We start from the raw sequence: 706 nt of genomic DNA on the forward strand, positions 1-706 counted from the left end.
CTAAATGATGATAATTTAAATAGTAAATTAGAAGAATTTGAAAGTGAAGATGAAAGAAGAGACTTCTTAATTTCTGAATATGTTTATACTGTTAGAGAACATTTTCAAGAATTATTATTTGATAACTCCAATACTTCAAATAAAGCGGACTATTATGTTGAGTTATTGTCTGAATTGATAACTAATGGAGTTTTACATTCTAAATCAAATACTTTTGCTTTAATGTTTGTGAATAACTTCTCAACCAAGTTTTCAATTTCAGATAATGGGATTGGTTTTGAAGAATCCTTAAAATCTAAAACAGAAAATTTTTTATACAAACCTTTTGAATTAAAAAATAAAATTGATAAAATAAAATTTTTAGATGTCAATTCTAAAATTTTAAACAATTTGCATATTATCATTGAAACATTGTATTTTTCTGCATTGAAGGATAGAAGAGGTTTATTTGATTTGATGATTTCAGTGGTAATAAATTCTAACGGATATTTTAGACTACATTCAGATAATTCTCAAATAATAGTTTCTAATAGAATGAATAAGGAACTGATTGAATTGAATATTTTAAGAAACAAATTATTTGATTATCATAGAGAAATTTTAATAAATAAAATTAAAGATGACAGATATAACGATGAAATGATTAAACTTAAAAATGATATTTTAGATTGTTTTTTAAGTTTATATAAAAATTTATGTAATAAGT

At 21.7% G+C, this 706-nt stretch carries 1 protein-coding gene; it reads left to right on the plus strand.

Going from position 1 to position 706, the window contains the following annotated elements:
* Positions 1–706: hypothetical protein (locus AAGV33_RS16360; protein WP_373393447.1), on the plus strand; the 706-nt coding region annotated here is incomplete at both ends.

This window comes from Flavobacterium magnesitis (genome assembly GCF_041729735.1).
In the GTDB taxonomy this organism is placed as follows: domain Bacteria; phylum Bacteroidota; class Bacteroidia; order Flavobacteriales; family Flavobacteriaceae; genus Flavobacterium; species Flavobacterium magnesitis.